The organism is Prauserella sp. PE36, from assembly GCF_003311655.1.
GTDB lineage: Bacteria > Actinomycetota > Actinomycetes > Mycobacteriales > Pseudonocardiaceae > Prauserella_A > Prauserella_A endophytica.
On the sequence record NZ_QEQT01000091.1, the window covers coordinates 63,952 to 73,293 of the forward strand.

11 protein-coding genes are annotated in these 9,342 nt (G+C 65.0%); 3 read left to right on the forward strand and 8 right to left on the reverse strand.

Annotated elements, in window-relative coordinates; translation table 11 throughout:
- Positions 1 to 71: 71 nt before the first annotated feature.
- The 3 genes from DI005_RS38025 to DI005_RS39235 all read right to left on the reverse strand — a co-directional run bounded on the left by DI005_RS38025 (position 72) and on the right by DI005_RS39235 (position 2,580).
- Positions 72 to 668 (reverse strand): hypothetical protein, encoded by a 597-nt coding sequence (locus DI005_RS38025; RefSeq protein WP_147263917.1) that lies wholly within the window; start codon positions 666 to 668, stop codon positions 72 to 74.
- A gap of 2 nt (positions 669 to 670) precedes the next feature.
- The gene (locus DI005_RS28590) at positions 671 to 1,837 is read right to left on the reverse strand and encodes a transglycosylase SLT domain-containing protein (protein WP_158559917.1); all 1,167 of its coding nucleotides are present in this window, start codon (positions 1,835 to 1,837) and stop codon (positions 671 to 673) included.
- Positions 1,838 to 2,328: 491 nt separating this feature from the next.
- Positions 2,329 to 2,580, reverse strand: coding sequence for a MerR family transcriptional regulator (locus tag DI005_RS39235; protein ID WP_233520346.1), 252 nt, complete (start codon positions 2,578 to 2,580; stop codon positions 2,329 to 2,331).
- Between the two features lie 117 nt (positions 2,581 to 2,697).
- On the opposite strand from DI005_RS39235, the gene DI005_RS38735 reads away from it, so the two are divergent.
- Positions 2,698 to 3,006, forward strand: a complete 309-nt coding sequence (locus DI005_RS38735; RefSeq protein ID WP_199543275.1) for a hypothetical protein — start codon at positions 2,698 to 2,700, stop codon at positions 3,004 to 3,006.
- Positions 3,007 to 3,466: 460 nt separating this feature from the next.
- On the opposite strand, the gene DI005_RS38740 is transcribed toward DI005_RS38735, so the two are convergent.
- From DI005_RS38740 to DI005_RS28610, 3 genes are read right to left on the reverse strand one after another with little or no spacing between them, the layout of a single operon-like run.
- Positions 3,467 to 3,712, reverse strand: coding sequence for a hypothetical protein (locus tag DI005_RS38740; protein WP_199543277.1), 246 nt, complete (start codon positions 3,710 to 3,712; stop codon positions 3,467 to 3,469).
- A 16-nt stretch (positions 3,713 to 3,728) separates the two neighbouring features.
- On the reverse strand, positions 3,729 to 4,253 hold the full coding sequence (locus tag DI005_RS28605; RefSeq protein WP_233520347.1) for a DUF2269 domain-containing protein: 525 nt from the start codon (positions 4,251 to 4,253) through the stop codon (positions 3,729 to 3,731).
- Positions 4,250 to 4,492: a hypothetical protein gene (locus DI005_RS28610; RefSeq protein WP_147263919.1), complete on the reverse strand. Its 243-nt coding sequence runs from the start codon at positions 4,490 to 4,492 to the stop codon at positions 4,250 to 4,252. Before DI005_RS28610 ends, DI005_RS28605 begins: the two co-directional genes overlap by 4 nt.
- 108 nt (positions 4,493 to 4,600) lie before the next feature.
- Between DI005_RS28610 and DI005_RS28615 the strand changes: the two genes are divergently transcribed.
- Positions 4,601 to 5,191 carry a TetR/AcrR family transcriptional regulator gene (locus DI005_RS28615; protein WP_233520348.1) on the forward strand — a complete coding sequence of 197 codons (591 nt, stop codon included), beginning with the start codon at positions 4,601 to 4,603 and terminating at the stop codon, positions 5,189 to 5,191.
- Positions 5,192 to 5,352: 161 nt separating this feature from the next.
- Positions 5,353 to 6,963: a DUF6119 family protein gene (locus tag DI005_RS28620; protein WP_113644204.1), complete on the forward strand. Its 1,611-nt coding sequence runs from the start codon at positions 5,353 to 5,355 to the stop codon at positions 6,961 to 6,963.
- 196 nt (positions 6,964 to 7,159) lie between these two features.
- Here DI005_RS28620 and DI005_RS28625 read toward each other — a convergent pair whose 3' ends face one another.
- Positions 7,160 to 8,713 (reverse strand): multicopper oxidase family protein, encoded by a 1,554-nt coding sequence (locus tag DI005_RS28625; protein ID WP_113644205.1) that lies wholly within the window; start codon positions 8,711 to 8,713, stop codon positions 7,160 to 7,162.
- 53 nt (positions 8,714 to 8,766) lie between these two features.
- A partial coding sequence (locus DI005_RS28630; protein WP_199543279.1) for a cbb3-type cytochrome c oxidase subunit I occupies positions 8,767 to 9,342 on the reverse strand: 576 nt, incomplete at its 5' end.

The window sequence follows — 9,342 nt, forward strand, 5'->3', positions numbered from 1 at the left end:
CCCCACCCATCTGCCCCGGCTGGTGGAGGCTGTCGATCTCCATTCTGTTCGCATGCGAGCGCTCGGCCCGGTCAGTCGCCGGGCTGAAGTCGAGTCGATTCCTGTATGACGAGCCAACGGCCATCCGGCTGCCGCGCGAGGACGACAAACGTCGCTCGCCGGTCGATCCTGGGATCCGAACGTCCGGTCGATCCCGACCAGCGAGCCTCGTAGGCGATTCGCTGTCTTGCCTGATCCGAACCAACCACCCGGAGTTGCTCGACCGTGGCCGTGGTTGTCTGACCCGCAGGCGGTGGATCGATGACGACCAGGCCACGTGGGTTGGCCGGGTTGTCCGGTGCGAGATAGGGCAGCACGCGCCGGTTGGTTGTACCCCGGTCGGTGTCGCGCAAGGTGTGCGCGGCCACAAGGTACGCGCGGGCGACCGCAGTCGGACGACCGAAGTCAATCCCGGACGGAACCCCGCTGCCGGGCACTCCCGGGCGTTCGGGCGGCGGGGCGGCAGCTGACCTTGCTTGCGGGCCGATCGGTTGTTCGGTCGCTGGCGCTGTCGAGGATGTGATCGTTTCCTCGGGCGGTGCATCGGCATCCGACGCCGCCAGCCAAATCAAGCCGACCGCGCCTGCCAAAGCAGCCGCCGTGGCGATCCTTTTCGCATCCCAAACCACGGCTATTCCCTGAAACTGACGTGGATGTGGTCGTAGTGGCCGCCGGTTGGATCGGCCACGTTATAGACGCCACCGCCGGTGTATCGCTCGCCCCAGCCCTCCTGATCGCTGGTGGTCGGATCCCAGTATCGCCCCTGCCAAATGACGTACTTGACGCGCAGGGCTTCCGCGTTGACGCGGAGCCAGGCCGCCATCCGCCAGCCCGCTCTCAGCGATTCGCCGGTGGGAAAGATGCCCGCGCGATCCGGGAAGATGTCGCAGCCCTTGCCCTGGGGGTGATCGCTGGTCGGATTCCACGGGCGAGGAGCAAAGCACCCTGCCGAACGGACCTCTGAACCGAAAACACGTTCCACCTCGCCGATCCCATTGGCGGTCGCGGCCGTGACACAGCCGTCTGTCGTGGGGTCAGGAACGGTGCATCCTGTTGGCCTACCGGTGTATGCGTTCGCGGATGCGAGTTGACCGATATCGATGCCCTGGGGCAGCTTCCCGGAGGGACCAGGTTCGGTTGAAGTTGCCGACCAGTCGCGTTCGTAGCGGCGAATGTTGTCGAGGTATCGACGGACCAGCGACGCGCACCGCGCGCCACAGCCGGCTTCACCGGCCTGCGGTATCCCGGTACGACTGCCGACGACCCGGCTGCACCCCGCGATGTGGCAGATGCTTACGGCGTCCATCGGGTCGACAGGCTTGCCGGTCTCCTGCAGGTGCGGCGTGATCGCCCGCAGGTTGCCGCAGAGAAAGTCGATACCGAGTGTCAAATGGGTGCTGGGGTCGCTGATATCGGCAGTGGGAGGGGGCGGCGTGCTGGTCCACGGCCGGCCACCCAAGGAGACCCAGTTGGCTTGGTTGATCTGGAGCAGTCCCACTGCGCCACCGTTGGCGTCCTCGCTCCACGCTGCTGGGTCCCACCCAGACTCTGCTTGGACCTCGGCTAGAACTCTGAGCACGCTCAGCTCAGGACACGTTTCGCTGATCCGTGTGGTCACCAGCGGCAGCATGCTTTGCGCCAACGGCGGCAACCTGGCCGTTGCCACCCCGGCGCGCACGGGTGTGGGTTCTTCGCCGGCCGATCGGACGGCGCTGATCACCGCGACGAAGACGATCGGAACCATCATCACAGCGGCGCCGAGCAGGCCCACAAGCAGCACGACATGCCGCGCGCGCATCGACCCTCCCGTACCGCTCGCGGGTGGCGTACCCGGCATGTGCACACTGCCCGCGGCGGCCCTACGGTCGGAGCGCCTGCCTGGAGCCGGGGCTGCCGCACGGTGTTCGACTGAATACTAGATGTAGTAGTAGGTGGGAGGCAACAATCCGAAGGTGCGGCCTTCGAATCACTCGGTTCGGGTCTGCCGTATTGGCGTCAGTGGTGATCGAGCACCCGCTGGCTCGCTGGGCCTCGCACGATGGCGACCCCGGATCGCATCCGTCGCCGGACCCGCAATGTTGGTCTTTACCGTCAACGCCACCTCGGCCTCGCCGCTGTCCGCACCGGAGTGGAGTCAGCGCTCTATAACCGGGCAGATCCGTGCTTCTTGCTCGGAAACGGCATCAGCGGGTGTCGTGACCCGGCGCGCGGCGGTGAGGCTTGTACGTCAGGCCTGCAGTTCGGTGATGGCACTGCCGATCTCAGCGAGGCGCGCGTCGAGCATGATTCCTACCTGCGGGCACGGGGTGTGCCGTCGCGGCGCAGGGTGAGGATGGTTCGGATCTCATCGAGGGACAGATCCAGGGCGCGAGCGTGGCGGATGAAGGTGAGCGTCTCGACATCCGCTTGGTCGTACAGGCGGTAACAGGCCGGGGTACGCGGGACCGGCGGCAGCAGGCCGCGGTACTCGTAGAGCCGCACTGCCTTGCGGGTCAGTCCGGCCGCCGCGGCGACCTGACCGACGGTCATCGACCTGCTCATACTCCACCTCCGGCTTGACCTTCCCCCTGGGAGAACGTTCTAGCTTCTCCCAGGGTATGCCGTGGAAGTGGACGGAGGCGCTGTCCCGCGTCCGCCTGGGGTGATGCGTTCGCCACCGTGGCACTGAGCCTGTTGATTCTGGAGAGGATGAGCTCGGGGCTGGGCGTGACCGGGATCGTGGTCGCCGAAATAGTGCCGGTGCTGGCGCTCCACCCGTTAGCCGGGGTGCTGGTCGATCGTCTCTCGCCCGTGCGGATTATGGTCGTCGCCGACTTTGCGCGGACGCTGCTGGCCGTCCTGTTGCCGCTAGAATCCGGTTCCGTCCTAGGCGTCTACAGCGTCGCGTTCGCGATCTCTGCGGCTTCGTCGTTCTTCAACCCTGCAGCCGGCGCGGTCCCACCCGCTGTGGTAAGGGAGAAGAAGTAAATTGCGGCGAACTCGGGCATCTGGACCCCCGCGGTCGTCTCGCAAATCGTGCTTGCTCGGCGGCGGGCGCTGTGGTCGCGATTGTCGGCTGTGGCCCGGCTTTCTGGATCAATGCCGCGAGCTTCGCTGTATCTGCCGCTGTCATCGCTCGCCTGCGACTACCGTGCTCGGCGGGCACCGCAGCTCGTGCGGCCTGGTGGAGTGAGGCCCGCGAGGGCTTCTATGTGTTGGCCCGTCACCGGGTGCTACGGGCTCTGGCTGTGGCGCAGGCGCTGGCCGCACTGTCGTGGGTGCGACCGGCGCCTTGCTGGTGATGCTCGTGCATCCGCGTCGGCCTGCCTGGGTCTTCGGCCCGTACCTGCTGCGTGCCGCCGTGGATCCGTGCTCGCCGCGGCGCGCATCCCGGCCGCGGCTCTGGGTCGTTTGATCGGATACGGAGTCGCCACGTCTGTCGGCGCCATTACTTCAACTCGTTGCTGCAGCCCGAGACGCCGCCCGCGATGAGGGGGCGCATTTTCGCTGCCTCGACTTGATCTGGCAGACCGGTCGCCTGGCTTCCCTCGCGGTCGGCGGCTGGCTCGCAGATGTGGCCGGTATCGCGGCTGCTTATACCGCGGGCGGGGTCCTTCTGGTCGCCGCCGCGCTCATCGGCCGCGCCGCAATGCCGCGTGGCGATGGCGGGGCCAGTGAGCACGAGGTCACCCACCGGCGTGGCGCCCGTGTTAAGGGACCTGCGTCGGCCGCTGCTGACGCCCCTGCTCCTGGTGCCTGCGCCACCCGTACGTCGTCACGCCACGGGGCTTGTAGACCGAGAGGATCAGGATGATCACTAGCACAAGCGAGCCGCCGATCGAATGCGGCAGCGTTCCGGGCAACTCCCGTGGATCGGTTCCGGCGGCCGCAGCCCTCGCTAGGGACCTCACGGTGGACGTCTCGATCAGCAAGATGGTCGTGGCAACGAGGGTGAGTAGTAGTTTGACCAGGACCCAGTAGTGGCGGAACAGGCCCCACCGAGTGCCCAGGGCGTTGAGGACTCCGATGAACGTCGATGCGATGGCCACCGGGACGATGACATAGGTCACCGTGGCCCCCATGGCGAGATACGCGGCTCGCACTGTCTGTACGTCTTGGCTGGCGGTGGCCGTGATATCGAGAGCAAGGTAGGCAGCGACCGCGCCCAGCCAGCCGACCGAGGTGGCGATGTGGGTCGTGAGCACCACCTTCCGCAGGACGGACGACAGCGTCATCTGCGGTCATCCGACGGGAGCGGGACCGCCAGGACGCCTGTCGAGGGTGTGTGCCCTGCACCGAGATGGCGGCCGGGGCCGTGATCGCCGCCGAGGCCGGTGACCAGCACGATGACGACCAGCAGGATCAGCGTGCCCGCGACGATCGCGGACACCTTGACCCAGCGGGGGACCCTGGGCGGCGTACCAGGGCGCGACACGCCCTCGCCGTCATCGCCGGTCAGGGGATCACGTGCCATGTTCGACACCGACGCCTCCTCGGTTGGTCGATCCTTGACCATTTTACGATACACTCTGTCAGCCTAGAAATACTATGTCATGAGATCGACGTTCCGTATACTGTGGGGGTGCCGGTGCCGAAGCTGTGGAACGAGACGATCGCGTCGCATCGCCACACGGTGCACGAGGCGATCTTGACTGCCACCGCCGAACTGGTGAGCGAGCACGGGTTGCTGTCGGTCACGATGTCGCAAATCGCCGAGCGGTCCGGCATCGGGCGGGCGACGTTGTACAAGTACTTCCCCGACATCGAAGCAATCCTGCGTGCCTGGCACGAACGGCAGATCGCGTGCCATCTGCACCAGTTGGGCGAACTCCGAGAGCGGGGCGGCCCTCCCGGCGAGCGTCTGCAAGCCATGCTGGAGGCCTATGCGCGCATCTCGAGCGGTCGCTTCTCGCACGATCACGCTGTTCTCGAACTCGCCGCGGTCTTGCACAAGGGCGCGCACGTTGTCGAGGCGGAGCAGCAGGTCCATGACTTGTTCAAGGAGCTGCTGACCGAAGTCGCTGAGGTGGGTGGTCTGCGAGATGACGTCGCGCCGGACGAACTCGCCACCTATTGCTTGCATGCTCTCAGTGCGGCGAGGAGCCTGCATTCCGAATCTGCGGTCCGCCGGCTGGTGATGGTGACCATCGCCGGTCTACGCCCAGCACGGTGACCTCTGCGTGCCTGCCGGCGGGCGCGGCTCGATTACTGACGGTGACGACACGTTGGGCTGTCCGAGCGGAATCGTGGCGGCTGAACAGGTGGTCGGCGGCGTGTGGCGTCGAGACCTGTGGCGTCTTTGGCCAAAGTAGTAGCCGTGAGGCGGCGGCTTGGATGAGGATCACGCTATATCTGCTGCGTGATGGCGTGGCCCTGGGCAAGGAGATACTGCGTCGGCGCGACCTGTTCCTGGAGGTGCCGCTCCAGGCGCCGCCGACGGAGGATATGGCATGGCGCTTGTTCATCCGGACGCCGCCGGAGCGCGAGGCGCGTTGGGTGAGCTTCGTCCGCCCGATCTTCGCTGATGCTGAGGTCGAGTCGCAGGGCCGGATCTCGAGCAAGAGTTCGGGTGCTGTGCTTCTGGTTCACGTTCTTGGCCGCGTTTTCGCCATCACGTTTGGCACCGGCTTCCATGCCCTAGATCCTGGAAGGATCGAGCTTGACTTCGGTTTGCGTGTCGCCGCCAACTGCGTCGATCCAGACAAGGTCACGATGGCGGATGCTCGTGGGTTGGGGAAGGGGCGCCGGAATGCCACAAGTCGTCTCCCGGTGCCCAACGAGGTGTTCGCGCTCGGATTACTCACGGACGAGGAGTGGATCCGCAAGTTCGGCGGAGATGTCAAGGTCACCGGATTTGCCAAGAGCGCCCGGGGTGCCGACTCCCTCCAGCTGAGCATCGATGACTTCGACCTCACCAAGCTCGGGCCCAAACTGCGTGAGGTTCTCGATCTGTACCAGTCCACCGCGTACCGAGAACACTTTCCCTTCCTGGACTACTTTCGGCGCGAAACGGATAAGACGCTCGTCGAGCGCCTCGACCGCCTGGCAACCGATGCGGTGTGCCGGCGCGATCGGGATGTCGGTTTCGCGATGCCCGACGAGTTCGACCTGCTGGCCGACGCCTACCGGCTGTCACGGCACCGGAAGCAAGCCTGGCTGACCGAGCTGCGGACGGAAGATGTCTACCGCGCGGTCGACCAAGTCAAAGGGTGGAACAGGCCTCTGACATCAGTCAAAGTGGAGCCGTTCGACCTGTCCGAACATGTCGTGGGGGACCGTAAACCCCTCCGCTCCTACGCTGTGGTCAGCGTCCCGTATCAGATTGGTGGCGAGACCCGTCACTACACTCTGACCGCGGGTGCATGGTTTCGGATCGATCAGGAGTACGTGGAGCTCGTCGATCGTTACTTGCACGACTCCGTTGAGCTGTGGCCGGAAGAACGCCCCATGCCGGGGTGGGACGATTCCTACCTTAAGGCCCATGTGGAGGGTCGCTATGGGGAAGAGCGCTACAACCGGTGGGTCGCGCAGAAGTGTGGGTATATGTTGCTGGACCGCGACCTGTATCGCGGCCGCGCTGGTGAGCGGGTCGAAATCTGCGACCTGCTCACCAGGGACAAGCAACTGATCTGCGTCAAGCGCATGGACGGCTCGGACAAGATGAGCCATCTCTTCCAGCAAGGATCCGTCTCCGCCCGCATGCTCATGACGAACCACGCCTACCGTGACGAACTGATGGATAGGCTTCGTCAACTCGATCCAGGGGCCACGTTCGGCGAAGCCTCGCACTGGACGGTTGTCTTTGCCATTGCTACCAGCAAGCCGGGAGATCTCAAAGAGATCATGTACTTCTTTTCTCGGGCGGCCCTGAAAATGCATGCCGAGGCCATCAAGAGTTGCGGGTTCAGAGTAGCTCTGGCCAAGATAGACAAGCCGTCCGGTTAGTGATCAGCTCGCGACAGTTCCGGATCTGCCGTGCCGAGGTGACTCGGTTGCTCCCACTCTGACGGCCGCTGAGCTGGATGTGACAAGACTACGTTTTTGCTGGTAACAGAAGCAGGGCGGGCCGATCGGGTGCTCGGGGTTAATAGCACTGGCCGACCAATGCCTGCGTGACATGGCGCTGGCCGCTTCTGCGGTTCTATTCCTCTACATAGGACACTACAGTCATCATCCCGGCTTCGCCGTGATAGAGGTTGTGACAGTGGGTCAGCCACTGGCCGGGATTGTCGGCGTTGAAATCCACGTCGAGAGCGGTTCCGGGCAGGACGATCGCCGTGTCCTTGCGGGCTCCGCGCCCGTTCTTGCCGAGCACCTGAAAGGTGTGCCCGTGCAGGTGCATGGGGTGGAACATCTCCGATTTGTTCTCGAATCGAAGGCGTACTCGCTGGCCAGATCGAATTGGCAGGCCGTCGTTCGGATTGTAGGCCTTTTCGTTGATGGTCCAGCTGTATTTGGCGCCAGGCCCTTCAAGCACGAGCGTGTGGGTCACGTCGGGTGACTTTTCCGGAAAGGTGACCTCTTCGGTGGCCTTGAGGTCCTTTGCCGTCAGTACGGGCAGCCTTGCGAGTTGTGGAGCGGCGGCGGCGCCCGTGGCCGGATCGCCTGGGCGGCCGCTCTGGATCAGGACCTGCGCGTAGAGGTCGCGCCCTTCGGCCAACGCTAGGACCGGGACGGGGGAGTCTGGAACGGTGATGATCGCGTCGAGACGCTCACCCATCCCGAGTAGCGCGACATCGGCCTGCTGAGGCACCACGGGGAAGCCGTCAGTGTGCGTGACGGTCATGGGCACGCCGGGAACGCCCACCCGGAAGGCGGTATCTGCCGCGGCGTTGACCAGCCGCAGCCGGATGCGCTGTCCCGGCCTGGACCGGAACGTGGCCGGGGCGGTGGAGATGCGGCCGTTGGCGAGCACGTACCGGTACGTGACGTCACCGGCGTCACCGCCGAGCAGTTCAGACTGCGGCATTCCGCCCATTCCGGGCATGCTGCCGTGGTCCATTCCGGGCATGGAGGAGCCGCTGGGCTCGGCCATCACCATGCCGTTCTTCTTCAGCTCGGCCAGAACAGCATCCGGATCTCGGCCGTCGACGCCATCCAACCAGTCGTCGAGCACGATGACCAGTTCGGTGTCGTAGTCGGAGCCGTCGGTGGGGTCTTCGACGATGAGCGGTGCGTACAGACCGCGGTCCAGCTGGGTGCCGACGTGGGGATGGAACCAGTAGGTTCCCGCGTCCGGTGCTGCGAAATCGTAGCGGAACGTGGTTCCAGCTTTGATCTCTGGCTGGGTAAGCACCGGCACGCCGTCCATGTCGTTGCGCAATGCCAGGCCGTGCCAATGAATGGATGTCGGCTGGGGCAGCTTGTTCGACAGTTCAGCACTCAGCATGTCACCGCGTTTGATCCGAATCTCCTTGCCGGGCAGGTCACCACCGTAGGTCCAAGTCCGCACCGCAACGCCACCGAGGTCAACATCGTTAACGCTAGCCTCGAGCGACACTGATGTCGACGCGCTGCTCGCGGCGCGGCGCTTGCGTTCCGCTGCGGCGACCGCCGGTGACTTCGGCCCGATCCTGGTGGGGCCGGCCGTGCCAGCGTTTCCGGGCGTGCAGGCGGCCAGACCAGCGGCGGTCGTTACGCCTGCCCCCATGATCAAGAAGTCGCGGCGGCTGATGCGGCGATGTTGTGCGGTCATGTGTCCCTCATGTGGATCGGTGATGGGCCGGTATCGATGATCGTTCCTGACGGTTACTTGCTGGGTTCGGTAGTGCCGCCCGAATCGACCGATGTGGTGAGCACCTCGGAGGGTGTCGGTGTTGCTTCGGGGTGGGGCAGCGCTTTGCCGGTAAAGGTGATGTGGCCCTCGTCGCGCATGCGTTCGACCATGTGCGGGTAGTGCAGCTCGAACGCTGGGCGCTCGGACCGGATCCGGGGCAGCTCGGTGAAGTTGTGCCTCGGCGGCGGGCAGCTGGTCGCCCATTCGAGCGAGTTGCCGTAGCCCCACGGGTCGTCCACGGTGACGACCTCGCCGTAGCGGTAGCTCTTGAAGACGTTCCAGATGAACGGAAGCGTCGAGGCACCGAGGATGTAGGCGCCGATCGTGGAGATCGTGTTGAGCGTGGTGAAGCCGTCGGTCACCAGGTAGTCGGCGTAGCGGCGCGGCATGCCCTCGGCACCCAGCCAGTGCTGGACGAGGAACGTCGCGTGGAAGCCGATGAACGTGGTCCAGAAGTGGAGCTTGCCGAGCGGCTCGTCCATCATCCGGCCGGTGATCTTCGGGAACCAGAAGTAGATGCCGGCGAACGTGGCGAACACGATCGTGCC